Below are 25,104 nucleotides of genomic sequence, written 5' to 3'. Positions count from 1 at the left end.
GATGACCACGTCCGTTTCCGCCGAGCAGGAATGGCTCGGCCAAGCCGTCCGGATCGCCACGCACAACGTCGAGAACGGTGGCGGCCCGTTCGGTGCGCTGATCGTGCGGGACGGCGAGGTCGTCTCGACCGGCGTCAACCGCGTCACGGCGAACCTCGACCCGACCGCGCACGCCGAGGTGGTCGCGATCCGCGCGGCCTGCCAGGAGCTGGGCACGTTCAAACTGGACGGCTGCGTGCTCGTCTCCAGCTGCGAGCCGTGCCCGATGTGCCTGTCCTCGGCGCTGTGGGCCCGGGTGGACAAGGTGATCTTCGCGGCCGACCGCGACGACGCGGCCAAGGCCGGTTTCGACGACCGTGCCTTCTACGAACTCTTCGACCGTCCGCGCGAGACGTGGACGGTCCCCGTCACGCGGCTGTCCGCAACGGACGGTTTCGCGCCGTTCGCGGCCTGGCTCGGCAAGGCCGACCGCACCGACTACTGACCGGCAAGGGCAGGACGCATGACCCAGACCGAAATCGACGCCCCTGAAGCAGCCGAAGCACCCCCGCAACGTCGTTCGCTGCTCGAGAAGCTGTTCGAGCTGCGCGCCAGGCAGAGCACGGTCGGCCGCGAAGTCCGCGGCGGCGTCACGACGTTCGTCGCGATGGCCTACATCGTGCTGCTCAACCCGCTCATCCTCGGCGCCTCCGCCGACATCACCGGCGCCCGGCTCTCCGCCGCGCAGGTGACCACGGCGACCGCACTGGCCGCCGCCGTGATGACCGTCCTCATGGGACTCGTCGGCAACGCACCGCTCGCGCTGGCCGCCGGCCTCGGCATCAACGGCATCGTCGCCTTCCAGATGGCGCCGTCGATGACCTGGGCGCAGGCGTTCGGCCTGGTCGTGCTCGAAGGCGTCTGCATCGTGCTGATGGCCGTCAGCGGCGTCCGCGAGCGGATCATGAATGCCATCCCGCGGCCGCTCAAGACGGCGATCACCGTCGGGATCGGGCTCTACATCGCCCTCGTCGGCCTGGTCAGCGCCGGGTTCGTGACCAGGACGCCGGACGCCGCCGGCACGCCGGTCCCGGTCCGCCTCGGGGCGACCGGGCACTTGGCCGGCTGGCCGATCGTGGTGTTCTGCGTCGGCCTGCTCCTGATGATCGTGCTGGTGGCGCGCAGGGTCCCGGGCGCGGTGCTGATCAGCATCGGTGTCGCGACCGTGCTCGCCGTGGTGCTGCACGAGGGCTTCGGCGTCGGGGGCTGGGGCCGCACCGACCCGGCCCTGCCCGACCACGTCGTCGCCGCCCCCGACTTCGGGCTCTTCGGCCACATCGACCTCTTCGGCGGCTTCGCCTCGGCGGGCGCGCTGGCCGCGACGGTGTTCCTGTTCACGCTGGTGCTGTCCGGCTTCTTCGACGCCATGGGCACGATCACCAGCGTCTCCGACGAAGCCGGCCTGTCGAAGAACGGCAAGGTCCCGCGGATGGGCCGCATCCTGCTGGTCGACGGCGCGGGCGCGATCGCCGGTGGCGTCACCGGCTCGTCGCCGAACACCGTGTTCCTGGAATCGGCGGCCGGCGTCGGCGAAGGCGCGCGGACCGGGCTGGCGAGCGTCGTCACCGGCCTGCTGTTCGCCGGGACGCTGCTGTTCACGCCGCTGGCCGGGGTCGTCCCGGCGCAGGCCGCGGCACCCGCGCTGGTGGTCATCGGCGGGCTGATGGTCGCGCAGTGCCGGACCATCCCGTGGCACGACCCGGACTACACGATCCCGGTGTTCCTCACCGCCGCGCTGATCCCGTTCACCTACTCGATCACCAACGGCGTCGGTGCCGGCCTGATCGCGTTCGTGCTGATCAAGGTCGGCCGCGGCAAGTGGCGCGAAGCGGGCTGGCTGCTGTCCCTGCTGGCGCTGGTCTTCGCGGTGTACTTCGCCATCGACGGTGTCGAAGCCCTCTTCCGGTAAGGAGTTCCCGTGCCCCTGATGTTCTTCAACGGCGGCGCCATGCGTGGCGAGCCACTGCACCACCTCCTGGACGGCGCGCCCTTCGTCGCGGAAGCGCGGACCGCGCCGAAGTACCGGTTCTACGCCGTCGGCGACCAGTGCCCGGCGCTGTACCCGGTGTCGCACGGCGGCGCTCCGGTGGCCGGAGAGGTCTACGACGTCTCGCTGGACGACCTGCGGGACAAGGTGCTGCCGTCCGAGCCGCACGAGCTGGAGCTGGGTGTCGTGGAACTGGCGGACGGCAGTTCGGCGTTCGCCATGCTGCTGCGGCGGCCCTACACCTCGCACGTCGCCCTGCGCGACATCACCGAGATCGGCGACTGGCGGGCCTTCAAGGCGAGCGCGTGAAGGTCCTGGTCGCGCCGGACAAGTTCAAGGGGTCGCTGACCGCGGCCGAGGTGGCGGCGGCCGTGGCGGCCGGCCTCGCCGACGTCCACCCGTCGCTCGCAGTCGAAACCCTGCCGGTGGCCGACGGCGGCGACGGCACGGTCGATGCCGCCGTCGCCGCCGGGTACCGGCGGGTGCCGGTCCCGGCGCGCGGGCCGACCGGCGTCCCGGTGACGGCGTCCTACGCGGTCCGCGGGGACACCGCCGTGGTCGAGCTGGCCGAGGCGTCCGGGCTGCACCGGCTGCCCGGCGCCCCGGCCCCGCTCACCGCGACCTGCGCGGGCACCGGCGACGTCATCGCCGCGGCCGTCCGGGCCGGGTGCCGCCGCATCGTGCTGGGCGTGGGTGGCAGCGCAAGCACCGACGGCGGCGCGGGCCTGCTGGCCGCGCTGGGCGCCCGGCTCCTGGACGATGCCGGGCGTGGCCTTCCCTTCGGTGGGGCGGCCCTTGCCCGGCTCGCTTCGCTGGACGTCTCCGGCCTGCCCGACCTGTCCGAAGTGGACATCGAGCTGGCGAGCGATGTGGACAATCCGCTCTACGGGCCGCACGGGGCCGCTTCCGTCTACGGCCCGCAGAAGGGCGCGTCCCCCGGCGACGTGGCGACCCTGGATGCCGCGTTGCGGCACTGGGCGTCGATCGCCGGACCGGGGTTCGCGGCCCGGCCGGGCGCCGGAGCGGCCGGGGGAGCGGGCTTCGCGGCGATGGCCGTGCTCGGCGCCCGGATGCGGCCCGGCATCGAGCTGCTGCTCGACCTGCTCGGGTTCGACGCGGCCCTGGCGGGTGCGTCGCTGGTCGTCACCGGCGAGGGGTCGCTCGACGAGCAGACGTTGTCCGGCAAGGCCCCGGCCGGGGTGGCCCGGGCCGCGGCGGCTCGCGGCATCCCGTGCGTCGCGGTGTCCGGACGATGCCGGCTGTCCTCGGCGCAGCTGGCGGACGCGGGCCTCTCGGCCGCGTACGCGCTGACCGATCTGGAGCCGGACCCGGCGCGGTGCATGGCCGAGGCGGCGCCGCTGCTGCGCAGCCTCGCCCACCGCGTGGCGCTCGACTACTTCTCGCTGTCCAGGTGATCGAGCTGCGCGGCGGCGTACCGGCCGCCGGCCGCGGCCCCGGCCGGAACGGCGGCTTCGATCTCCGCCAGGTCGGCGCCGGTCAGTTCCACGTCGGCGGTACCGAGCGACTCGGCCAGGCGCGCCCGGGTGCGGGCCCCGACCAGGGGAACGATGTCCTCGCCCTGCGCGGCGACCCAGGCGATGGCGAGCTGCGCGGTCGTGACGCCCTTGGCCGCGGCGATCTTGCCGAGCGCGTCGGTCAGGGCCAGGTTGCGATCGAGGTTCTCGCTCTGGAACCGCGGGCTGTAGCCGCGGAAGTCACCCGCGGCCAGCTCGCGCGACGGCGTCCAGTGGCCGCTGAGCAGACCGCGGGACAGGACGCCGTACGCGGTGACGCCGATCCCGAGCTCCCGCGCGACCGGCAGGATCTCCGCTTCGATCCCGCGTGAGAGCAGCGAATACTCGATCTGCAGGTCCGAGATCGGGTGCACGGCGGCGGCGCGGCGCAGGGTCTCCGCGCCCACTTCGGACAGTCCGATGTGGCGGATGTAGCCGGCCTGGACGAGCTCGGCCAGCGCGCCGACCTGGTCTTCGATCGGCACGGCCGGGTCGAGCCGGGCCGGCCGGTAGACGTCGACGTGGTCGGTGCCGAGGCGGCGCAGGCTGTAGGCGAGGAACGTCTTGACGGCCTCGGGCCGGCCGTCGAACCCGAGCCAGGCACCGTCCGGCCCGCGCAGCGCGCCGAACTTGACGCTGATCACCGCCTTGTCGCGATCGCGGCCCCGGAGGGCGTCGCGCAGCAGCAGCTCGTTGTGGCCCATGCCGTAGAAGTCACCGGTGTCCAGCAGGCTGACACCCGCATCGAGGGCGGCGTGGATCGTCGCGACGGACTCGGTCTCGTCGGCCGGGCCGTACAGGTCGGACATGCCCATCAAGCCGAGGCCGAGGGCGCTGACGGCCGGACCGGTCCGGCCGAGGGTACGGGTGCGCATCGTTTCTCCCTGTTTCCGTTGATACCGATCTAACCGTATCATCGATACCGAACGAGTGCTACCAAGGTCTTGTTATCATCGGAACCATGGCGACGAAGACAGCGGTGGACACCCGCGTACGCATCCTCGAAGCGGCGGCCACCCTGCTGGCGGCCGAGGGCCGCGACGGCCTCTCAACCCGCGCGGTGAGCGCGGCGGCCGGCGTCCAGCCCCCGGCCCTGTACCGCCTCTTTGGCGACAAGGACGGCCTGCTGGACGCGGTAGCGGCGTACGGCTTCGACGAGTACCTGAAGAGCAAGCGCGCCATGGGCTCGACCGGCGACCCGGTGGAGGGCCTCCGCCGCGGCTGGGACCTGCACATCGAGTTCGGCTTGTCCCGCCCGGAGTTCTACGTGCTCATGTACGGCGACGCCCGCCCCGGCCGCACGTCACCCGCAGCGCGCGAAGCGGAGGCAATGCTGCGAGCCATCGTCGAGCGCGTCGCGGCAGCGGGCCGCCTGCGGGTGAGTGTCGAGCGCGCGGCGCGCCTGACGCACGCGGCCGGAATGGGCGTGGTGCTGACCCAGATCGCCACACCGGAGGACCAGCGAGACCCCGAGCTGTCGGAAACAGCCCGCGAGACGGTACTGGCCCGAATCCTGACCGGCACCGCGGAGCCGGCGGGCTCGGATCTGCCGGAGCGCGCGATCGCCCTGCGAGCCGGCCTCGACGGAGCCACGGTCCTCACCGACGCCGAGCGCATCCTCATGGCGGAGTGGCTGGACCGCATCGCCGACGCATAAGCAACCCGCTCAAGCCGAACTCGCGCACCTCAATCTCTCCCGCAGCCGAACCCGCGCACCTCGGCCCCACTCAGCCCACCCCTCCCGCAACCCCGATCCGAAGCCAGAACACGGCCGGCGGCGCCGGGTCAAGGCACGCTTTCCCGCCTTGACGCGGTGCTGTCGGCCGTAGTCACAATCCGGCCTCGGGGGGGCGGACAACGCAGAAGAACCTGAACCGATCCAGTCCCATCGGACATTGCCAGCCACCGACCGACGGCTCAATATGTTGCGACCCACAACATATCGTCGACAACGCCGTCGGAGGACCCCGATGACCAGGTGGAAAGCAGCCCTGACCTGCACCGGAGCGGCAATCCTGCTAGCCGGAACCCTACCCGGAACGGCATCGGCAACCGGCACGGCAACGGACTGCTGCGGCAGCGCGGCCTCGTGGACAACGGGCAACAAACAGGCCCTCGGCACCTCGACAACCACCGCCAGCCCCCTCTGGTTCACCGTCGCCAACGGCGTCACATCCGAAGTCTTCTACCCCCGCGCCGACGTCCCCAACATGCAGGACATGCAATTCGTGATCACGGACGGCGCAAGCTTCGTCGACCTGGAACGCGACGCCACCAACCACGTCGTGACCATGCCCGGCGAGAAGGCACTCCAGTACACCGTCACGAACACCGCCAAGAGCGGCAAGTACCGGATCACCACGAACTACGTCACCGACCCGGCCCGCGCGACGCTCGTCACGAACACCCGGTTCCAGTCGCTCGACGGCGGCAGCTACCGGCTGTACCTGCTGGCCAACCCGTCGATGGCGGGCGGCGGAAGCAACGACAACGCCTGGTGGGACTCCACCGGTGCCCTGATGGCGAGCGGAACCGAGACGCTGTTCGGCGGGACGGCCACGACGGTCGTCTCCGCGCTGCGCGTCTCGACCGGCTTCACCGCACACGACAACGGCTACAGCGGCGCGGCCAGCGACTGCCTGGTCGACCTGCGGGCCGACAAGACGCTCACCAACCAGTTCGACAACGTCTCGGGCACCGGCAACGTCGTCCAATGCGGACAGATCCCGGTCGGTGCCGACACGACGTTCACCGTCGCGCTCGGCTACGGCGGCACCGCGGCCGCCGCCTCTTCGGCCGCGAGCGCGTCGCTGAGCAGCGGGTTCACGGCCGTCTCGGCGTCCTACCGCAGCGGCTGGAACAGCTACGTGGCGAGCCTGAAACCCGCTCCGGCCAGCGTTTCCGGCGACACGCAACGGCGGCGCACCTACTACGTCGCGGCGATGGCGCTGAAGACGGCCGAGGACAAGCAGCACCCGGGCGCGAGCGTCGCGGGCCTGGCCACGCCGTGGGGCGACTTCACGAACGGCGACCACCTCAACGACGGCTACCACCGCGTCTGGGGCCGTGACCTCTACCAGCAGGCGACCGGCCTCCTGGCCGCCGGTGACAGCGCGCAGGCCAGGCGGATGGCCCAGTTCCTCTGGAACTCCCAGTGGATCGGCAGCCCCACCGCCGGCGACGGCACGACGTACCCGGCCGGGTCGTTCCCGCGCTACAGCCCGGTGTCCGGCGTCGCGGGGGCGAGCGGCCGGCAGCTCGGCTGCTGCGAACAGCTCGACCAGGACGCCAACGCGATCCTGCTGGCCTGGCTGACCGGCCTCACCGACGCCTCGACCTACGCCAAGGTCAAGACGACCGCGAACCACATCGTCGCGACCGGCCCGGACACCACCGAGCGGTGGGAGGAGCAGTACGGCAAGTCTCCGTCTTCGGTGGCCGCGGAGATCGCCGGGCTGGTCGCGGCCGGGGCCATCGCGCGGGCGAACGGCGACCCGGCGAGCGCGTCGTCGTGGGAGTCCACAGCGGACTCCTGGCGCAACTCCCTGGCCGGCTGGACCGTCACGACGTCCGGCTACTGGGGCGGCCACACCTACTACGAGCGCCTCGACCGGGCCGGCAACCCGAATGACACCGCGACGATCTGCTTCGACGAAGGCTGCTTCTACGAGCGCGACGTGACCGACTTCGGCTTCCTCGACCTGGTGCGGCTCGGCATCCGCCCGGCCGGGGACGCGACGATCGCGAACTCGGTGGCGCCGACGGCGGCGGCGTCGGACGGCAACTCGGCGATGCAGGTGACGCTGCCGAACGGCGACGTCTACTTCCACCGCTACCCGCACGACAACTACGGCGAGAGCACCGCGAACTGCAGTGGCTGGCCCGCCGGTGGCCCGCAGCGGTTCGGACGGCTGTGGCCGGTGCTGTCGGGGGAGCGCGGGCAGTACGAACTGGCCAACGGCCGCTCGGCAGCGGTGTACCTGAAGTCCATGGCGGACTCGGTCAACGAGGGGTACTTCGTGCCGGAGCAGGTCTGGGACCGCGCGGACGTCGGCTGCTTCGGGCTCGGCCGCCCGACCGGCAGCGCGGGCCCGCTGATGTGGGCCGAGGGCCAGTACCTGCGGCTGGCCCAGAGCATGGACGCCGGCCACAACCTCGACACGCCGTCGATCGTCAAGGCCCGCTACGGGACCTGACCCACCCCGGAAGCCGGAGCTTTCACGTGAAAGCTCCGGCTGGGAGGTGGGGCACTTTCACGTGAAAGTGCCCCCGCGCTCCTCAGGGGTGCCGGACCGGTGGGTCACCGCACCAGGCGGACGGTCTTCGCCGCGGGGGCGAAGGTCGCCGTCTGGCCGCGGGTGAGGGCGACCGTGTCGGCTTCGAGGCCGTCGCCGAACGCGACCAGGCGGTCGGATTCGACCTCGACCGTCAGCGGCGCCCGCGTCAGCTCGCCCTCGGTGCGGGTGGTCCCGGTCGACGGCGACGGCCAGGCCTCCCGCACGAACCAGACCAGCCGGGCCTCGCCGGGGGACGGCAGGGCCAGGCCGCTGCGGCGTTCGCGCCACACCGAACCGCACCAGCCGGTGGCCCCGGTGCCCGTGCCGACCAGGATCCCCGACGACGCCTGGCGTTCCGCCGTCCCGCCACCGACCCCCAGCCGGTAGCGGGCCGTCTGGTGCCCGGCGTGCCCGAGGTAGATCTCGTTGAGGGCGAGCAGCCGCTGGCCGTCGTCCGCGGTGAGCTCGGCCATCGTCCGGTGCTCGACGTCGGACGTCGACCGGACGAGATCCGCGACGGCCTCGACCGGGTGCTTGACCAGGACGCCGGGCTCACCGGGCGCGACGCCGATCACCGGCTGGCCGTCGAGGTACTTGGCCACGTTGGCGATCAGGCCGTCCTGCCCGACCACGACGACGACGTCCTCCGGGGTGAACAGGAACCGGTCGAGGTCTTCGCGTTCGACCTCGCCGCGGCGCCAGTCCAGCGGGATGGCCGCGCTCGCCGCGGTGAGCGCGGCGCGCAGGGCCGCGTCCGCGGCGGTCACCTCGGCGAGGTCGCGGCCGCGGGTGCGCAGGAAGAACTCGGCCTGGCCGCGGGTGCCGTGGCGGGAGACGAGCTCGTCGAGCTCGGTGCGGCGGTGCACGAGCACGACCCGCGGGGCGAGGCTCACGAGCGGACACCCAGCTTCGTCAGCAACGGTGTGAGCAGGTCCGGGGTCAGCACCAGGCTGTCGATCCGCGGCAGGTTCCCCGCCAGTTCCTTCAGCGCCAGGCCGGCCAGCACACCTTCGGGCAGGTCGCGGTACGCGGCCAGCCGGGCCGCCTCGCTCGCCGCCTCGGCTTCGCCGAGCGCTCGCTTGCCGTCGGCCTTCACCTGCGTCAGCCGCTCTTCGCGCGAAGCCTGCGCCTCCGTCTCGATCCGGTTCGCCGCCGCGGCTTCTTCGGCCTGGCGCCGGGCGTTTGCGCCGCGCTGCGCGAGCAGCTGCTCCTCGCGGCGGGCCAGCTCGATCTGGTTCTGCAGCTCGTTCTCGCCGATCGCGCGTTCGCGTTCGACGGCGAGCGCGCGCCGCTCGAAGGTCGCGCGGTCGGCCTCCTGCTGAACCTTTTCCCGCGCGGTCGTCTGGAGCGCCTTCTCGACCTCCGGCTGGGCCCGGATCGCGACGACGCGGACGTCGATCACCGCCGAACCGGTCTGCGCGAGCCGCGTGTCCTCTTCGGCCAGGCCGGCGCGGATGCGGTCCCGCACCGCGCGGACGCCGTCCACGAGCGCGGTGGCCAGTGACGTGCGGGTCAGCACCTCGACCGCGTACTGCTGGACGTTTTCGGTGAGCAGCCCGCTGATCTGCGCGAGTGGGTCGCTTCGCCAGCGGCCGGTGTCCGGGTCGATGGAGAAGTCGATGCGCTGGGCGGCCAGTGCCGGGTCCTCGATCCGGAAGGTGAGGGCGAGCTGGACGGTGACGTCCTGGAAATCGGCCGTGCGGGCGTGGAACAGCAGCGGCAGTTCGCGGTCGTCGACCGGGACTTCCGAGACCACCGCCGTCAGCGGCCGGTACCAGAACGACAGCCCGACGCCGTCGTGCGCGAGCTTGCCGCGGCGGTAGTGGCGGATGTGCACGGTGGGCGCACCGCGCAGGTGCCGGAACCCGAACCGGCGGTCGATGTCGGCCATGGAGCCCTCCTCTTATCGTCGTCGTGACGATATGGGGTGGACTGGCTAATCGTCAAGCTGACGATTAGGGTGGGTGGCATGGGTCACCCACCGTTCGCCGTCACCGTCGACCTCGTCGTGCTCACGCTGACCGGCGACGAGCTGTCTGCCCTGCTGGTGCGCCGGGGCGTGCCGCCGTACCAGGGGGAGTGGGCGCTGCCGGGTGGATTCGTCCGGGAGGACGAGGACCTCGCCGACGCGGCGCGGCGCGAGCTGGCGGAGGAGACGGGGCTGGCGCCGGGGACCGTCCACATCGAACAGCTGGCGGGCTACGGCGCGCCGGACCGGGACCCGCGGATGCGGGTGGTGACGGTGGCGTACCTGGCGCTGGCCCCGGACTTGCCGGTGCCGCGCGCGGGCACGGACGCGGCCGAGGCCAGGTGGGCGCCGGTGCGGTCGCTGCGGACCGAGCGCCTGGCGTTCGACCACGACCGCATCCTGGCCGACGGCGTCGAGCGCGCCCGCGCAAAGCTGGAGTATTCCCCGCTGGGGACGGCGTTCTGCGCGCCGGAGTTCACGGTCGCCGAGCTGCGCCGGGTGTACGAACTGGTGTGGGACACCCGGCTGGACCCCCGCAACTTCCACCGCAAGGTGACGGGAGCCGAGGGCCTGCTGGAGCCGACGGGCCGGACAACCACCCGCGACGGCGGCCGCCCGGCCCGGCTGTACCGGCGGGGTGGAGCGGACGTGCTGTACCCGCCGATGCTCCGAACCTGATCCGGGTTGGTGCACACACCAAGCCAAGCGAGGGTGCCGGGCCCCGAGCGCCCCAATGTGGCCTTCGGTGCGTTGGACGCACCCAAGGCCACATTGGGTGCGTTGGACGCACCCAAGGCCACATTGGGTGCGTTGGGCGCACCGAAGGCCACCTTGGGGCGGTGGAGCCGGGCCGGTCCCGCGAGCGGGCGCGACGCTAGCTGCCCGGCACCGCCCGGAACCACAGCGTGAACTCCGTCTTCTGCGGCACCAGCCGGTACCGCGGCAGCACCCCCGGCCCGCACGACGCCGTGCCGAGGCCGTGCTGGGCCACGTCCAGCGTCAGGTGCACCAGTTCGCCCGGGACCAGGTCGTCGGTGTGCCGCGCCGCCTCCAGCGCCGCCGCGGTCCAGCGGCGGGCGGTGAAGTCGAAGTGCGGGTCGCCGTCGATGCGGAGGCCCGTGCCGTCCGGGGTGGTCAGGCGGGCCCAGCGGACCGCCGTGCGGTTGCCGTTCTCCTGGGGGAAGACGTACGGCGTCTGCAGGGCGTCGACGCTGCTGGAAAACCGGCCGATCCGCGCCGCTTGGCGGCTGTCCGGGTACGCCTCGCCTGGGCCGCCGCCGAACCACTCGGCCGAGCCGAGCGTGCCCGGGACCGCCATCGCCAGCCCGAGCCGGGGGAGCGTGCCGGGGAACTCGCCGTCCGGGGTCACCTCGACCCGCAGCCGCAGGCGGTCGCCGAACGCCGTCCACGTGTAGTCGGTGAACAGCCCGAACGCCTGCGCCGGCGGGGCGACCCGGGTGCGCACCACGAGCTCCTCACCGTCGGCGTCGACCGTGATGACCCGGTGCTGCAGCCGGTGCAGGCCGGCCTCGCGCCACCGGCCGGCTTCGGGCGGCCCCGCGAACCCGCCCCGGTCGTTGTCGGTCGTCGCGCGCCAGACGTCGAGCCGCGGCCCGGTCACGACGTGCCCGCCGAGAGCCGACAGGCTGCCCGTCGCCGGGTCGAACTCGCCGACGCCCAGCACCAGCCGCCCGCCGGTGCGGAACACCGGCCCGCGCGGCGGCAGCGGCGCCGTGGCGGGCGCGGCCGACACCGCCAGCTGCCCCCAGCCGACGACGTGCCCGGCCGGTGCCCACGCGGTCGCCGACGTCAGCGCCGCCGACACGGTCAACCACGACTCGCCGCCCGTCGCGGGCAGCTCGGGCAGCGGAACCGAAGCGCTCTGTCCGGCTTGGACGGTGGGGACGTCGAGAACGCCTTGGGCGACGGCGACTCCTTCGTCCTCCAGCGACCAGGTGAACGTGAGGTGCCCCGTGCTCACGAAGTCGTAGTGGTTTGCGACCCGGAGCCCGGCCGGGTCCGCTTCGATCCGGACCGGTTCGATGACCTTCGCGAACTCGACCAGCCCCGGCGACGGCGTCCGGTCGGGGAAGAGCAGGCCGTCGATGACGAAGTTGCCGTCGTGGATCGCCTCGCCGAAGTCCCCGCCGTAGGCGAAGTGCCCGTCGGCGGCGAGGCCGTGGTCGATCCACTCCCAGAGGAACCCGCCCTGGCAGTGCGGGTACCGCTCGAACAGCTCGCGGTACTCCAGCAGCCCGCCCGGGCCGTTGCCCATCGCGTGCCCGTATTCGCACTGCAGGAACGGCAGGTCGCGACGGCGGGCGTTGGCGTCCTCCCGGCGGCCGATCCGCTCGACGTCCTCGTGCGTGGCGTACATCCGGCTGTGCACGTCCACGTAGGCGCACTCGTGGTCGCCTTCGTAGTGCACCGGCCGGGTCGGGTCGCGGTGGTGCACCCACTCCGCCATCCGCGCGAGGTTCTCGCCGGTGTGGCTTTCGTTGCCCAGCGACCAGAGGAGCACGCTGGGGTGGTTCTTGTCCCGCTCCACCGTGCGCCGCATCCGGTCGAGGTACGCCTCGGCCCACCGCGGGTCGCTGCTCGGGTTGCCCGCCCAGTCCAGCGGCTCGAAGCCGTGGGTTTCCAGGTCGCACTCGTCGATGACCCACAGGCCGTGGGTGTCGCACAGCTCGAGGAACGCCGGGTCGGGCGGGTAGTGGCTGGTCCGGACCGCGTTGACGTTGTGCCGCTTCATCAGCAGGACGTCGGCCAGCGCCGTCTCCGGCGACACGACGCGCCCGGTGCGCGGGTCGTGCTCGTGGCGGTTCACCCCGCGCAGCATCAGCGGGCGGCCGTTGACCTTGAGCAGGCCGTCTTCGATGGTCACCGTCCGGAACCCGATCCGCACCGGCACCCGCTCGGCCGCGGTGGCCAGCGTGCCCTCGTACAGGCGCGGCGTCTCGGCGCTCCACGGCTCGACCGGCAGCTCCAGGGCTTCCCCGGCCGGGTGCCCGGCGACGCCCAGTTCGGGGATGTCCAGCACGACGTCCGGACCGGTCTCGACCCGGAGCGTGCCGAGGCCGGTGCCGTGGTCGTAGCCCGCGCGGACCCAGTAGTCGCCGATGCCGCCGTCGGGACGGGCGAGCAGGGTGACGGCGCGGAAGATGCCCGACAGCCACCACATGTCCTGGTCTTCGAGGTAGCTGCCGGCCGACCACTGGTGCACGCGCACCACCAGGACGTTCCCGTGCGGCCGCAGCAGCGGCCCGACCTCGAACTCCGAAGGCAGCCTGCTGCCCTGCGTGACGCCGAGTTCGGTGCCGTTGAGCCAGATGCGGCCGCAGGAGTCGATGCCGTCGAACCGCAGCACGGTGGATCCGGCAGGCCAGCCGCCGGGCAGGTCGAACCGGAGCCGGTGGTCGCCGGTCGGGTTGTCCGACGGGACGTGCGGCGGGTCGACGGGGAAGGGGTAGCGCACGTTCGTGTAGGCCGGCCGCCCGTGGCCGTGCAGCTGCCACAGCGACGGCACCGGCAGCTCGTCCCACGCCGAGTCGTCGAACTCCCCGGCCTCGATCCCGGGCGGCGCGGCCGCGGGGCTCGGCGACAGCCGGAACCGCCAGGTGCCGTTCAACGACAGCGACGGCGCGTCGGAGGTGAAGGCCGCGCGCGGCGGTAGCGCACCGCGGCCGGGGCCGGGGTCTTCGAGGTACGACATGGGATCCCTTCCGCGCTCAGCGCCTCCCGAGAACGTTCCCGTGAACGTTCACGGACGCTTCGCAGTGTGCTGCGCGGCAGGATCGGGTGTCAAGGGATCAGGCGGATTCGCGCAGGTGGAGGTGGGCGCGGACGATCAGTTCGGCGGGCTCGAGGGGTGCCCCGCCGGTGACGAGGCGGGCCGCCTGCTCGACGGCCAGCGCACCGACCGCGCGGGTGTCGATCGCCACGCTCGAGAGCTCCGGCTCGACCAGGGTGCCGAGGCTGAGCCCGTCGAACCCGATCACGGCGAGGTCGGTGGGCACGCGCAGGCCGAACCGGCGGGCTTCGCGCAGGGCGCCGATGGCCATCACGTCGTTGAAGGCGAACAGGGCGGTGACGTCGGGGTGGGCGGCGAGCAGGGCGGCCAGTGCCGCGCCGCCGCCGTCGACGCTCTGGGCGCCCGTGGTGATCCGGCCGGGGTGCACCGGGATCCCGCACTCCGCGGCGGCCCGCAGGAACCACCGGCGGCGGACGCTCGGCGCGGGTTCCCCGTCGAGCATGCCGATCCGCCGGTGCCCGCGAGAGACGAGGTGGGCGACGGCCTCGCCGACGCCGTCCTCGCCGTCGATCCCGACGCCGCTGAACCGCGGGGTGCGCGGCTCGCGGCCGATCAGGACCACCGGGATGCCGGCGGTGAGGCGGTCGAGGTCCTCTTCGGACCGGCCGAAGTACCCGGTGACCGCGTCGACCTGGGCGCCGATCACCCGCAGCGTGGCCAGTTCCTGTTCCGGGTCGTCGGCGGTGTCGTGCACGACGACGTGCCAGCCGCGGGCCCGGGCCGCCTCCAGCGCGCCGGAGGCGACCTCGGTGAAGAAGGGGTTGAGCAGGTCCGGCACCACGAGCCCGATCGTGGTGGTGTCCGGCCGGACCAGGCCGCGGGCGAAGCGGCTGGGGCGGTACCCGAGCTCGCGGGCGGCGTCGAGGACGCGCTGTTTGGTCGAGCCGTCGATCTCGGCCTTGTCGTTCAGCGCCCGTGACACCGTCTGCCGGGAGACCCCGGCCGAGCGGGCGACGTCGTGGATCGTCACCCGCCGCGGTTCCGTGCTGCTCGAGGACACCCGTCGAGTATGCCCGCCCGCGGCCGGCGCGCTACCCGGCCGGGGTGCGTTCGCGGCGCTTGACCACGAACCGCCAGCCGACCACCAGGACCACCGCGAGGACCGGGATCGAGTAGAACGCGATCTTCTCGGCGCCGTCCGAGAAGCCCATCAGGACCACGACCAGTGCCAGGAACGCGAGCGTCGCCCAGCCGCTGTACGGTGCCCACGGCATCCGGTAGGACGGGCGCTCCAGCTCGCCGCGCAGGGCGGCCTGGCGCAGGCGCAGCTGGCAGAAGATCAACGTCGCCCAGGTGCTGATCACGCCGAGGGACGCGATCGCGATGGCGATGTCGAAGGCCTCCTTCGGCACCAGGTAGTTCAGCACCACGCCCAGCACGTACGCGACCGAGGTGAACAGGATGCCGCCGTAGGGCACCTGCCTGCTGCTCATCCGGCTGACGAACGAGGGCGCCTCGCCCTTCTCGGCCAGCGAGCGCAGGATCCGGCCGGTGGAGTAGAGGCCCGAGTTGACGCTGGAGAGCGCCGCGGTCAGCACCACCGCGTTCATCACGTCGCCGATGCCCGGGATGCCGAGCCGGCTGAACACCGTGACGAACGGGCTCTCGTCGCCGCTGTAGAACGGCCACGGCAGCAGCATCGCCAGCAGCAGCACCGATCCGACGTAGAACACGCCGATCCGCCAGACCACGCCGTTGATCGCCTTCGGCAGCACCTTGCGGGGGTCCTTGGTCTCGCCCGCCGCGATGCCGACCACCTCGATCGCCGAGTAGGCGAAGATGACCGCCTGCAACGTCATCAGCGCGACGCCGATGCCCGCCGGGAACAGTCCACTGTGGCCGGTCAGGTTGTGCGCACCGGCGGGTGTGCCGCCGATGTCCGCGCTCGTCAGCACCAGGCCCGCGCCGGTGACCAGGAAGACGACGATGGCCAGCACCTTGACCACGGAGAACCAGAACTCCAGCTCGCCGAACACCTTCACCGACAGCAGGTTCACCGCCAGCAGGACGCCCAGCGCGATCAGCGCGGTGATCCACTGCGGCACGTCCGGCAGCCACTTGTGGACGTAGATGGCGACGGCGGTGATCTCGGCGATCCCGGTCATCGCCCAGTTCACCCAGTACATCCAGCCGGAGGCGAACCCGGCCCACGGCCCGATGAACTTCCGCGCGTAGGTGACGAAGCTGCCGGAGCTGGGTTCGTGCAGGACGAGCTCACCGAGCGCGCGCATCACGAAGTAGGCGGCGATCCCGCAGATCGCGTAGGAGAAGATCAGCGACGGGCCGACCTGGTGGAGCTTGCCGCCGGCGCCGAGGAAGAGCCCGACGCCGATCGCACCGCCGATGGCGATCATCTGCACTTGGCGGTTGCCCAGTGCTTTCGAGTAGCTTTCACCGTTTTCGGTGAGCAGCGAGGAATCCATGGTTGCCAGACGCTAGAGCGGTGTGCGGCAAGTCACCAAGCACACTAAGGAAGACTTAAGGTGTGCGGGAGATCACTGCGGAATTTGGTCCGCTATCCGAGGATTCGATTTGACACGGGGTGCCCGCCGACGGCGCCGGCGCGCCTTCTACGCTCGGGCCCGTGGATCTCGCGGCGCTGCTGGACCGGATAGCCGACGACGTCGCGACCGACGTAGGCCGCGGCGCCGTCGCGGCCTACATCCCCGCGCTGGCCAGGGTGGAGCCGTGGCGGTTCGGCATGGCGGTGGCCGAAGTGGACGGTGCGGTGCACGGCGTCGGCGACTGGGAGCACCCGTTCTCCGTGCAGAGCATGTCCAAAGTGTTCACCCTGGCGCTGGTCCTTTCGCGCGGTGACGGCGTGTGGGCGCGCGTCGGCCGCGAGCCGTCGGGCGACCCGTTCAATTCGCTGGTGCAGCTCGAACACGAGGACGGCATCCCGCGCAACCCGTTCATCAACGCGGGCGCGCTGGTGGTGACCGACGAACTCGCCCGCCACGGCGACGCGGCGGACGCGCTGCTCGCCTTCCTCCGGCAGGAAAGCGGGCGCGCCGGGATCGCCGTGGATCCCGAGGTGGCGGCGTCGGAGGCCGGGCACGCCGACCGCAACCGCGCGCTGGCGTACTTCATGGCCTCCTACGGCAACATGCGCCACCCGGTGCCGTCGGTGCTCGACCAGTACGTCCGCCAGTGCTCGATCGCGATGAGCTGCGCCGACGTCGCCCGGTCGGCGTTGTTCCTGGCTCGCCACGGCGTCCGCAACGACGGTTCCCGCCTGCTCGGGCTGAGCGCGGCCAAGCGCATCAACGCGGTGATGCTGACCTGCGGCACGTACGACGCGGCGGGCGAGTTCGCCTACCGGGTCGGCCTTCCGGGCAAGAGCGGCGTGGGTGGCGGCATCGTGGCGATCGTCCCTGGCCGGTGCGCGGTGTGCGTGTGGAGCCCGGGGCTGGACGCGCGCGGCAACTCCGTCGCCGGCGTCGCCGCGCTCGACCGGTTCACCACGCTGACGGGGTGGTCGATCTTCTGAGTCAGCGCAGGTAGTTGTAGACGCTGGCCCGCGAGATCCCGAGCACGTCGGTCAGCGTCGGCACCGCGTTCTTCAGCTCCAGGAACCCCCGCTCCTTCAGCGACCGCACCAGGTCCTTCTTCACGGCCGCCGGGAGGCTGTGCGGGGTGTGGCCGCGCCCGGTCGCGTAGTCCTCGACCACCGCGCGCAGCTCGTCGCTCGTCCGGGCGCGCAGGGACTCGGTGAGCGGGGCCGGTTCGCCGGTCGCGGCCAGGCGGGTCAGGGTGTGGGCCGCCGAGCCGAGCAGGGAGACATCGAGGTTGAGGCACAGCGCCGCGACGTACTCGCCGCCGGAGTTGCGGATGCCGATCGACGTGCTCTTCGCGGGCCGCCCGTTCGGGAAGCGGTTCGGGTAGTTCTGCAGCACGTCCGGGAACTCCGGGTCGGCGATCCGGGCCAGGCCCAGCTCGGTGGCCGGGTCGCCGACCGCGCGCCCGGACAGCCCGCCTTCGATCGCGCGCACCGCGTGGGCCGGGTCGCGCAGGTCGTGCAGCACGACCTCGCACAGGCCGGGGAACATCCGGCCGACGGCGTGGGCGATCTTCTCCGCCTCGCGCAGCAGCAGCTCGTCCTCGGTCATCCGATCAGCTCCCGCAGCTGGTCCGCGGCCTTCAGGCCGGAGCCGGTGAGCACGACGACCGTGGTTTCGTCGGGCCGGATGGCGCCCCGGGAGCGGAAGACGTCGATGGCCGCGGCGGCCGTCGCGCTGGTCGGCTCCGCGTACAGGCCGAGGGACGCCAGGCGGCGGGCGGCCGCGGCGATGGCGTCCTCGGCGATCGCCGAGGTGTCCCCGCCCGAGCGGCGGATCGCCGCGACCACCTCCGGCAGCCGGACCGGACGGCGGATCGCCGTCCCTTCGGCGACGGTCGGGGCGAACTCCGGCGGCCTGCGGTCGTGGAAGGCCGCATCGATGGGGGAGCAGTTCCGCGGCTGGGCGACGAGCAGGCGAGGGCGCCGCGCAATGGACCCGGCGGCCAGCAGCTCCCCGAACCCGAGGTCGCAGCCCAGCACGATGCTGCCCGCGCCGGCCACCGTGACGACCGCGTCCGGGGCGCGGAAGCCGAGGTCTTCCCAGAGCTCGTAGGCGAGGGTCTTGGTGCCCTGCAGGAAGAACGGGTGCCAGTTGTGGCTCGCGTAGGTCGTGTGGTCCGAGCGGCGGACGGCTTCGGCGGCGGTGTCGTCGCGGGTGCCCGGCACCAGCTCGACGGCCGCGCCGTACGCGCGGGTCTGCAGCACCTTCGCCGCCGACGTCCCCTCCGGGGCCAGTACGGTCGCCGCGATCCCGGCCGCGGCGCTGTAGGCCGCCACCGACGAGCCGCCGTTGCCGGAGCTGTCCTCCAGCAGCTCCCGCACCCCGGCGCCGGCCAGCGCGGAGACCATGACGCTGGAGCCGCGGTCCTTGAAGCTGCCGGTCGGGCTGAACCATTCGAGCTTGAACCGGACGTCCGCGCCGTCCCAGACCTGCGGGACCAGGGGCGTGCAGCCTTCCCCGAGCGACACCGGACGGAGGTCGCCGGGCAGCGCGGCCCGGTACCGCCAGAGCGAGCGGACACCGGTGTCGACGTCCTCCGGGCGCAGGCCGGGCCCGGCGCCGAGGGTCAGCGGGGCGCCGTCGTCGCCACGCCAGCGCCGCGGGTCGCCGGGGTACCGCGTCCCCGATCGCTCGTCGGTGTACCAGTACGTCACCGTCACCTCCATGTCTGGACGAACAGTCCAAGCCTAGACGTACTGTCTAGTACTACTCTCGGGTACCCGAAATGTCTTCAGCTTCTTCTCAGGAAAAGGGACAGCGTGGTGGTGGAAAATTTCGATCACACGCATGTCGGCCGACGTACCGCTGGTGGCCGCCCGAATACTGCGCGTCGCGCCGTCGGAACCTCCGTGGTGGCCGACGTCCACGTTCGTGGTCTCGTGAGCACCGACAATCCCGGAGCTTGACCAATCCACAGTGGACTGGCGGGGTGGTTCGGGAGTGCGGCAAGTATTCTTGGGGTGATTTCCACGACACCCGGGAAAGGCCTCGATAAATCGCCGGGAACCACCGCTGAAGGCAGGCTGTTTCGGATCGGTGAAGCGCGTGTCTCCACGCCTCGTCTTTACCGTCGGATAAGCGCCGGCGGTCGCGGGGAAACCTCGGACCCGACGGACGGCGTGGTCCGGACCGGCGAACGGTACCGCGTCCACCAGGCGGGATGGTTTGCGCCGTCCGGCGGCGCGTGCCGGGTGGACCACGCCGCGGAACCGGTCTACCAGGGCCTGGCCAGGCCAGTGGCCGGGCCAGGGACCGGGCCGGGAACGTGACGGCGACGTTAAATTCTTGCGCCCTCGGCCTGGTCGATCCCGAATTTTCTGAACCTCGGCTATGAAATCGCGGTGGGTTGTTGACGGCACGGAAGGAACCCGCTTAAGTACACCCCGTTACCCCTCACCCTTTCGTGCGTAGCGGGAGTTCCCATGCGTCTCTCGAAACACGACTCCGTGCCGGCCGGACTGGTCGTCGCCGTGTCGCCGCTGCGATGGCCGTCGGCGCGCGGAGTCGCAGCCGCCGCCCGCGGTGGCGGGCTCGGCGTGCTCGACCTGACGGCCGGGGGTACCGCGGCCGCCGAAGAGCTCGCACTCCTGGGGGAGTGGGGTGTCCCGGCCTTCGGGGTCCGGCTGGCGCGACCGGCGGACCTGCCCGAAGCCGCGACCACCGTGCTGCTGACCGAAGACGCCGCGTGCACGCCGCGGGACTTCCCCGGCCGGCGGGTGCTGGCCGAGGTCACCTCCCGCGCCGCGGCCGGGCGGGCGGTCGCCGCCGGCGCACACGGCCTGATCGCCCGCGGGCACGAATGCGGCGGCCGGACCGGCGAACTGAGCACCTTCGTGCTGCTGCAGGCGCTGCTCGCCGACGACGCCCTCGGCGTCCCGGTGTGGGCGGCGGGCGGCATCGGGCCGCACACCGCCGCGGCCGCCGTCGCGGGCGGCGCGGCCGGTGTCGTCGTCGACACTCAGCTCGCCCTGCTGCCGGAAGCCGAACTGCCGTCCGCGCTCACCACCGCCGTCACCGGCCTCGACGGCTCGGAAACGACCGTCGTCGACGGGGTCCGCGTCCTGGCCCGGCGCGGCACCGAGCCCCTCGAAGCCGGCCAGGACGTCTTCCTCGCCACCCGGTTCCGCGACCGCTGGGGCACGGTGACCGCGGCGGTGCGCGGCCTGGCCGACGCGGTCGGCGAAACACTGCGCCTGCCGGACGTGGTGCTGGGCCCGGGCAGCGCGGGCAGCCGCGCGCTCGGCACGGCGCTGCCGGTCGCGCAGGGCCCGATGACCCGGGTGAGCGACCAGCCCGCCTTCGCGGCCGAGGTCGCCGCGGCCGGGGCGCTGCCGTTCATCGCGCTGGCCCTCTCCGGCCCGGACCAGACCCGCGACGTGCTGGAACGGACCCGCGCCGCCGTCGGCGACGCACCCTGGGGCGTCGGTGTCCTCGGCTTCGCCGCCGACGACGTCAAGGCCGCGCAGCTGGCGGTCATCCGCGAGCTGCGGCCCACGCACGCGATCATCGCCGGCGGCCGGCCCGCCCAGGCCGTGGCCCTCGAAGAAGCCGGCATCGCCACCTTCCTCCACGTGCCCTCGCCGGGACTGCTGAAGCAGTTCCTCGAAGCGGGCGCGCGCAAGTTCGTTTTCGAAGGCTCGGAGTGCGGTGGGCACGTCGGCCCGCGGACCAGCTTCCCGTTGTGGGAGGCCCAGCTCGGCGTGCTCGCCGACTTCGTCGAGGCCACCCCGGCGGCGGCCGCGGACCTGCAGCTGCTGTTCGCCGGCGGCATCCACGACGAGCGCTCGGCCGCGATGGTGGCCGCGCTCGCCGCACCGGTGGCCGCGCGCGGCGCGGCGATCGGGGTGCTCATGGGCACCGCCTACCTCTTCACCCGCGAGGCCGTCGACGCGGGCGCCGTGCTCCCGCTGTTCCAGCGCCGGCTCCTGGAAGCCGAGCACACCGACCTCCTGGAAACGGCGCCGGGTCACGCCACCCGGTGCGTGCGCAGCCCGTTCACCGAGGAGTACGCGGCGATCAAGGCCGGCCTCGCCGAGCGCGGCGTGCCGAGCCGGGACGCCTGGGAGCAGCTGGAAACGCTCAACGTCGGGCGGCTCCGCCTGGCGAGCAAGGGCATCGAGCGCGTCGGCGCCGAGCTGCGGGACGTCGCCGAAGACCGGCAGCTCGCCGAAGGCATGTTCATGGCGGGCGAAGTCGCCGTGCTGCGCTCGGCCGTCACCACGATCGCCGACCTGCACCACTCGGTGGGGGAGGGCGCGAACGCGTTCCTGCGCACGCGGGCGGCGGCGTTCGGCGTCGTCGAGGCCGAACCGCCCGCGCCGGAGCCGCTGGACATCGCGATCGTCGGCATGGCCTGCATGTTCCCGCAGGCCCCCGACCTGGCCGCGTTCTGGGCGAACGTCCTGGCCGGTGCCGACGCGGTCACCGAAGTGCCCCCGCAGCGCTGGGACACTTCGCTGTACTACGACCCCGAGGGACAGGGGGAGCGGACGCCGTCGCGCTGGGGCGGGTTCCTGCCCGAAATCGGCTTCGACCCGCTGCAGTACGGCATCCCGCCGTCTTCGCTGGCCAGCATCGAGCCCGTGCAGCTGCTGGCACTGGAGGCCGCGCACCGCGCACTGGCCGACGCGGGCTACGCGGGTCGCGCGTTCGACCGGTCCCGAACGTCGGTGGTGTTCGGCGCCGAGGCGGGCAGCGACCTGTCCAACGCGATGACCCTGCGCAGCGTGCTGCCGTCCTACCTGGGCGAATTGCCGTCCGAACTCGACGATCGGCTGCCGCGGATCACCGAGGACTCCTTCCCGGGCGTGCTCGCCAACGTCATCGCCGGGCGGATCGCCAACCGGCTCGACCTGGGCGGCGCCAACTACACCGTCGACGCCGCGTGCGCGTCGTCGCTGACCGCGGTCGACGTCGCCTGCAAGGAACTGACCGCCGGTACCAGCGACCTCGTCCTCTGCGGCGGCGCGGACCTGCACAACGGCATCAACGACTACCTCCTGTTCGCCTCCGCGCACGCCCTTTCCCCGACCGGGCGGTCGGCGACGTTCGACAGTGCCGCGGACGGCATCGCGCTCGGCGAAGGGGTCGCGTGCGTCGCCCTGAAGCGCCTCGCCGACGCCGAACGCGACGGCGACCGGGTGTACGCCGTGATCAAGGGCGTCGGCGCGGCTTCGGACGGCCGCGCACTCGGCCTGACCGCGCCGCGGCCCGAGGGCCAGCACACCGCGCTGGCCCGCGCCTACCGCAACGCCGGTGTCTCACCCGCGCGCGTCGGGCTCGTCGAGGCGCACGGCACCGGCACCGTCGTCGGCGACCGGACCGAGCTCGGCACGCTGACGAAGGTGTTCACCGAGGCCGGCGCCGCGCCGGGGGGCTGCACGATCGGCTCGGTGAAGTCGCAGATCGGGCACACCAAGTGCGCCGCGGGCCTGGCCGGGCTGATCAAGGCCGCGCTGGCGGTGCACACCGGCGTCAAGCCGCCGACGCTGCACCTGTCCGCGCCGAACCCGGCGTGGGACCCCTCGACGAGCCCGTTCGTCTTCCAGTCGGCCGCGCAGCCGTGGACCGCCCCGCCTGCCGAGCGGCTCGCCGGGGTCAGCGCGTTCGGCTTCGGCGGCACCAACTTCCACGTGGTGCTCGCCGCGCACGACGGGGTGCCGCCCGCCCAGGCCGCCGACGAGTGGCCCGCCGAGCTGTTCACCTTCACGACGGAATCCGCGGCGCGGGCACTGCTGGAGCTGGCCACCGACGTCCCGGCGGGCCGGCAGCCGTGGCGGCTGCGCGACCTCGCCCTCGGCGCGTCCCGGCGGGCCGAAGCGGCGAGCGGACGGATCCGGCTCGCCGTCGTCGCGTCCACCGTGGACGAGCTGGCCGAGTTGCTGCGGCAGGCGCTGGACGGACGGGACGTCCCCGGCGTGTTCCGCGCCGGTGCGGACGAGCCCGGCGACGTCGCGGTGCTGTTCCCCGGCCAGGGCAGCCAGCGGCCGGGCATGTTCGCCGAGCTGTTCGTCAGCTTCCCCGAGCTGCAGCGCTACCTGCGCCTGGACCCGGCGACGGCCGAGGTCGTCTTCGGCCCGGCGGTGTTCGGGGAGCCCGCGCGGCAGGAGCTGGCCCGGCGCGTCACGGACACCCGCGTCGCCCAGCCCGCGCTCGGCGTCACCGGACTGGCGGCGTTCCGGCTGCTGAGCCGCGCCGGCGTGCGGCCCGCGATGCTCGGCGGCCACAGCTACGGCGAACTGACGGCGCTGGCCGCGGCCGGTGCGCTCAGCCCGGAAGGCCTGCTGCACGCCAGCCACGCGCGGGCCGAGGCGATCGTCGACGCGGTACCGGCGGACGACCCGGGCGCGATGGCCGCGATCTCGGCCGGGGCCGTGGAGACCGGCAAGGTCCTCGCCGACGCCGGCCTCGGCGCCGTCGTCCTGGCCAACCACAACTCGCCCAAGCAGACGGTGATCTCCGGGCCCACCGCCGACATCGAGGCCGCCGTCGAGCACCTGCGGGCCGCCGGGCTCGGCGCGAAGCGGATCCAGGTCGCGTGCGCGTTCCACAGCTCGCTGGTGGCGCCGGCGGGGGAGGCGTTCGGCCGCGCACTGGACGCGATCGGCGTCGTGCGGCCCGCCGTCCCGGTGTACGGCAACCGGACGGCCGGGCCCTACCCGGCGGACCCGGACGCGATCCGCGGCGAGCTGGCCGCCCAGCTGGGTGCGCCGGTCCGGTTCGTCGAGCAGATCGAGGCGATGTACGCGGCCGGGGCGCGGGTGTTCGTCGAGGCCGGGCCCGGGGCGGTGCTGGCCAAGCAGGTCGCGGCCATCCTCGGCGACCGGCCGCACCGGACGGTCGGGTTCGAGCAGCCGGGCCGTCGCGGCCTGCCGGGCTTCCTCGGCGCGCTGGCGCAGCTGGCGGTGTCCGGGGTGCAGGTGGAGACGGGCTGGCTGTTCCGCGGCCGCGACGCGGCCGACGCGTTCACCGCGCCCCGCCCGAAGCGTCCGGGGTGGACGGTCAACGGCCACCTGCTCCGCACGGCGGACGGCACGATCCCGGCCGGCGCCCTCCGCCCGGCCGAACGGATCTCGCTCGGCGTGGCGGCCGCGGCACCGGCGGCGGCCACGTCGGAGGCGATGGTCGCCGACTTCCTGCGCACGAGCCGCGAGATGATCGCCGCCCAGCGGGACGTGCTCCTGGGCTTCTTCGGGACCGACGCTCCCGCGGCGATCCCGGCACGGCCCCCGGTGCCCGTGATCGAGGTGCCCGAGCCGGCGCGGGTTGCCGCACCGGTTGTCGCGCCGGTTGCGGTGCCGGCGGTGGTGTCGGTGCTGGAGACGGTGGTGGCGGTGATCGGGGAGCGGACGGGGTATCCGGTGGAGATGATCGAGCCGGATCTCGATCTGGAAGCCGACTTGAGTGTGGATTCGATCAAGCGGGCGGAGATCGCGGGCGAGCTGGCATCCCGGCTGGGGCTGGCCGGCGGCGACGTGGAGGAGTTCGCGAAGGCCCGTACCGCGGCGGCGATCGCGGAGCTGATCGGCAACGAACGTCCCGAGCCGGCGCCGCTTGCCGCGCCGGTTGCGGTGCCGGCGGTGGTGTCGGTGCTGGAGACGGTGGTGGCGGTGATCGGGGAGCGGACGGGGTATCCGGTGGAGATGATCGAGCCGGACCTCGATCTGGAAGCCGATCTGAGTGTGGATTCGATCAAGCGGGCGGAGATCGCGGGCGAGCTGGCCACCCGCCTGAACCTCGACACCGGTGGCGACGTGGAGGAGCTGGCCAAGGCCCGCACCGCCGCGGCGATCGCCGAGCTCATCGACGGCGAGCGCCCCAAGGCCACATTGGGTGCGTTGGACGCACCGAAGGCCACATTGGGTGCGTTGGACGCACCGAAGGCCACATTGGGTGCGTTGGACGCACCGAAGGCCACATTGGGTGCGTTGGACGCACCGAAGGCCA

At 72.8% G+C, this 25,104-nt stretch carries 17 protein-coding genes; 9 read left to right on the top strand and 8 right to left on the bottom strand.

From position 1 onward, the window contains the following. The first annotated feature begins 1 nt into the window (after window position 1). From ACLJQE_RS28610 to ACLJQE_RS28595, 4 genes are read left to right on the top strand one after another with little or no spacing between them, the layout of a single operon-like run. Window positions 2-484 (top strand): nucleoside deaminase, encoded by a 483-nt coding sequence (locus ACLJQE_RS28610; RefSeq protein WP_410642510.1) that lies wholly within the window; start codon window positions 2-4, stop codon window positions 482-484. A gap of 18 nt (window positions 485-502) precedes the next feature. After that, window positions 503-1,948, top strand: a complete 1,446-nt coding sequence (locus ACLJQE_RS28605; protein WP_410642509.1) for an NCS2 family permease — start codon at window positions 503-505, stop codon at window positions 1,946-1,948. Between the two features lie 9 nt (window positions 1,949-1,957). Continuing rightward, entirely contained in the window at window positions 1,958-2,335 is a 378-nt protein-coding gene (locus ACLJQE_RS28600) for a gamma-glutamylcyclotransferase (RefSeq protein WP_410642508.1), read from the top strand. Then, window positions 2,332-3,441 carry a glycerate kinase gene (locus ACLJQE_RS28595; RefSeq protein WP_410642507.1) on the top strand — a complete coding sequence of 370 codons (1,110 nt, stop codon included), beginning with the start codon at window positions 2,332-2,334 and terminating at the stop codon, window positions 3,439-3,441. The genes ACLJQE_RS28600 and ACLJQE_RS28595 overlap by 4 nt, the downstream gene beginning before the upstream one ends. On the opposite strand, the gene ACLJQE_RS28590 is transcribed toward ACLJQE_RS28595, so the two are convergent. Beyond that, window positions 3,420-4,415 carry an aldo/keto reductase gene (locus ACLJQE_RS28590; RefSeq protein WP_410642506.1) on the bottom strand — a complete coding sequence of 332 codons (996 nt, stop codon included), beginning with the start codon at window positions 4,413-4,415 and terminating at the stop codon, window positions 3,420-3,422. The two genes, ACLJQE_RS28595 and ACLJQE_RS28590, sit on opposite strands and share 22 nt — an antisense overlap. Before the next feature lie 86 nt (window positions 4,416-4,501). Here ACLJQE_RS28590 and ACLJQE_RS28585 point away from each other — a divergent pair, with 86 nt between their 5' ends. Both ACLJQE_RS28585 and ACLJQE_RS28580 read left to right on the top strand, forming a co-directional pair. Further along, window positions 4,502-5,197, top strand: coding sequence for a TetR/AcrR family transcriptional regulator (locus ACLJQE_RS28585; RefSeq protein ID WP_410642505.1), 696 nt, complete (start codon window positions 4,502-4,504; stop codon window positions 5,195-5,197). 313 nt (window positions 5,198-5,510) lie between these two features. Next, a complete protein-coding gene (locus ACLJQE_RS28580; RefSeq protein ID WP_410642504.1) occupies window positions 5,511-7,736 on the top strand; it encodes a glycoside hydrolase family 15 protein in 2,226 nt (741 codons plus the stop codon). Between the two features lie 104 nt (window positions 7,737-7,840). Here ACLJQE_RS28580 and ACLJQE_RS28575 read toward each other — a convergent pair whose 3' ends face one another. Both ACLJQE_RS28575 and ACLJQE_RS28570 read right to left on the bottom strand, forming a co-directional pair. Continuing rightward, complete coding sequence (locus ACLJQE_RS28575; protein ID WP_410642503.1) at window positions 7,841-8,710, bottom strand: hypothetical protein; 870 nt, start codon at window positions 8,708-8,710, stop codon at window positions 7,841-7,843. Beyond that, entirely contained in the window at window positions 8,707-9,708 is a 1,002-nt protein-coding gene (locus ACLJQE_RS28570; protein ID WP_410642502.1) for an SPFH domain-containing protein, read from the bottom strand. The genes ACLJQE_RS28575 and ACLJQE_RS28570 overlap by 4 nt, the downstream gene beginning before the upstream one ends. Before the next feature lie 78 nt (window positions 9,709-9,786). Between ACLJQE_RS28570 and ACLJQE_RS28565 the strand changes: the two genes are divergently transcribed. After that, window positions 9,787-10,464: an NUDIX hydrolase gene (locus ACLJQE_RS28565; RefSeq protein WP_410642501.1), complete on the top strand. Its 678-nt coding sequence runs from the start codon at window positions 9,787-9,789 to the stop codon at window positions 10,462-10,464. Between the two features lie 196 nt (window positions 10,465-10,660). Here ACLJQE_RS28565 and ACLJQE_RS28560 read toward each other — a convergent pair whose 3' ends face one another. The 3 genes from ACLJQE_RS28560 to ACLJQE_RS28550 form a co-directional block, all read right to left on the bottom strand. Next, entirely contained in the window at window positions 10,661-13,498 is a 2,838-nt protein-coding gene (locus ACLJQE_RS28560; RefSeq protein WP_410642500.1) for a glycoside hydrolase family 2 TIM barrel-domain containing protein, read from the bottom strand. A 97-nt stretch (window positions 13,499-13,595) separates the two neighbouring features. Then, the gene (locus ACLJQE_RS28555; protein WP_410642499.1) at window positions 13,596-14,597 is read right to left on the bottom strand and encodes a LacI family DNA-binding transcriptional regulator; all 1,002 of its coding nucleotides are present in this window, start codon (window positions 14,595-14,597) and stop codon (window positions 13,596-13,598) included. 31 nt (window positions 14,598-14,628) lie between these two features. Then, complete coding sequence (locus ACLJQE_RS28550; protein WP_410642497.1) at window positions 14,629-16,020, bottom strand: amino acid permease; 1,392 nt, start codon at window positions 16,018-16,020, stop codon at window positions 14,629-14,631. 161 nt (window positions 16,021-16,181) lie between these two features. On the opposite strand from ACLJQE_RS28550, the gene ACLJQE_RS28545 reads away from it, so the two are divergent. Continuing rightward, a complete protein-coding gene (locus ACLJQE_RS28545) occupies window positions 16,182-17,087 on the top strand; it encodes a glutaminase (RefSeq protein ID WP_410642496.1) in 906 nt (301 codons plus the stop codon). Between the two features lies 1 nt (window position 17,088). On the opposite strand, the gene ACLJQE_RS28540 is transcribed toward ACLJQE_RS28545, so the two are convergent. Together ACLJQE_RS28540 and ACLJQE_RS28535 are read right to left on the bottom strand one after the other, a co-directional pair. Continuing rightward, a complete protein-coding gene (locus ACLJQE_RS28540) occupies window positions 17,089-17,706 on the bottom strand; it encodes a transcriptional regulator (RefSeq protein WP_410642495.1) in 618 nt (205 codons plus the stop codon). Then, entirely contained in the window at window positions 17,703-18,812 is a 1,110-nt protein-coding gene (locus ACLJQE_RS28535; protein ID WP_410642494.1) for a threonine synthase, read from the bottom strand. The genes ACLJQE_RS28540 and ACLJQE_RS28535 overlap by 4 nt, the downstream gene beginning before the upstream one ends. Window positions 18,813-19,580: 768 nt before the next feature. Between ACLJQE_RS28535 and ACLJQE_RS28530 the strand changes: the two genes are divergently transcribed. Next, a partial coding sequence (locus tag ACLJQE_RS28530) for a beta-ketoacyl synthase N-terminal-like domain-containing protein (RefSeq protein ID WP_410642493.1) occupies window positions 19,581-25,104 on the top strand: 5,524 nt, incomplete at its 3' end.

The sequence above is a fragment of the Amycolatopsis sp. lyj-346 genome, assembly GCF_046548975.1.
Taxonomy (GTDB): Bacteria; Actinomycetota; Actinomycetes; order Mycobacteriales; family Pseudonocardiaceae; genus Amycolatopsis.
Note: the sequence above shows the minus strand (reverse complement) of the source record. Positions and strands in the feature narration are given on the sequence as shown.

Excerpts from the sequence above, each read along its gene's own strand:
- ACLJQE_RS28610 (WP_410642510.1), top strand. The coding sequence starts at position 2 with ATGACCACGTCCGTTTCCGCCGAGCAGGAATGGCTCGGCCAAGCCGTC.
- ACLJQE_RS28605 (WP_410642509.1), top strand. The coding sequence starts at position 503 with ATGACCCAGACCGAAATCGACGCCCCTGAAGCAGCCGAAGCACCCCCG.
- ACLJQE_RS28590 (WP_410642506.1), bottom strand. The coding sequence starts at position 4,415 with ATGCGCACCCGTACCCTCGGCCGGACCGGTCCGGCCGTCAGCGCCCTC.
- ACLJQE_RS28585 (WP_410642505.1), top strand. The coding sequence starts at position 4,502 with ATGGCGACGAAGACAGCGGTGGACACCCGCGTACGCATCCTCGAAGCG.
- ACLJQE_RS28580 (WP_410642504.1), top strand. The coding sequence starts at position 5,511 with ATGACCAGGTGGAAAGCAGCCCTGACCTGCACCGGAGCGGCAATCCTG.
- ACLJQE_RS28570 (WP_410642502.1), bottom strand. The coding sequence starts at position 9,708 with ATGGCCGACATCGACCGCCGGTTCGGGTTCCGGCACCTGCGCGGTGCG.
- ACLJQE_RS28565 (WP_410642501.1), top strand. The coding sequence starts at position 9,787 with ATGGGTCACCCACCGTTCGCCGTCACCGTCGACCTCGTCGTGCTCACG.
- ACLJQE_RS28560 (WP_410642500.1), bottom strand. The coding sequence starts at position 13,498 with ATGTCGTACCTCGAAGACCCCGGCCCCGGCCGCGGTGCGCTACCGCCG.
- ACLJQE_RS28550 (WP_410642497.1), bottom strand. The coding sequence starts at position 16,020 with ATGGATTCCTCGCTGCTCACCGAAAACGGTGAAAGCTACTCGAAAGCA.
- ACLJQE_RS28540 (WP_410642495.1), bottom strand. The coding sequence starts at position 17,706 with ATGACCGAGGACGAGCTGCTGCTGCGCGAGGCGGAGAAGATCGCCCAC.